The sequence below is a fragment of the Psychrobacter sp. T6-1 genome, from assembly GCF_052258445.1.
The window spans coordinates 1-810 of sequence record NZ_JBQQFC010000636.1 but is presented as its reverse complement, the minus strand read 5'-3'; the positions used below and the strand labels follow the sequence as shown (position 1 = coordinate 810).

Annotated in this window: 1 protein-coding gene; it reads right to left on the bottom strand. The window is 49.3% G+C overall.

The window, feature by feature from the left end:
• A partial coding sequence (locus ACTXGO_RS16510; RefSeq protein WP_443575093.1) for a SulP family inorganic anion transporter occupies positions 1-756 on the bottom strand: 756 nt, incomplete at its 3' end.
• Positions 757-810: the final 54 nt, after the last annotated feature.

The window sequence follows — 810 nt, the reverse complement described above, 5'->3', positions numbered from 1 at the left end:
CAGCCCCTGCGGAATACTACCTATGGTCGCCACATCGCGCGCCGACCAGTCGAGCAGCATACTCAATAAAATGGCTACAAGCAGTAAAATCAATGGGAATAAGCGCTCAGCCCACTTTGCATAATTGTCTGATAACCAAGATCGCCATAACCACAAGCTGGCGTAGCGATTACTGACCAAAAGGATAAAAGCGACAACGCCAATAATAAGCGTTAAAGGATGCAGTAAATATCTATACAGCTGCATACTCGATAAGTAACCGATCAAGCTGTTACCTGTAATTGGTATCGCTGTGAGGTACTTGAGCTGACTAAAAAATATCAGTACCGCCGCGCCGCTGATAAACCCTGCCGAGACGCCGCGACTGATAAACTGCATAATCCAGCCAAGTCTAAGCCGTCCTGCTATCCATAATAGTGCACCGACCATAAAGGCGAGTAGGCTTGCCATCAAGATATAGTGCTCAGCGCCGCGGTCGGCATAACTATGCAAGCTACTAGCCGTCATAATAGCAGTGATAGCGACAGGTCCCACAGCTTGTACGTTGCTCGATCCCAGCCACGCATAGACAATGACGGGCACAATAGCAGCGTATAGACCATATACTGGTGGCAGGCCTGCAAGCACGGCATAACCTAAGCTTTGCGGAATGACCAGCACGCCCACTACCAAACCTGCGATAACGTCCGTCGGCAGGGCTGATAGCTGGTATTGACGTAGCCAAGTAGGAATCAGACGAGCGGCGATAGAAGGCATATCAATACGTCACCACAATCAAAGGCGTTACTTATAAAGGTGCTGCTTAGCTAG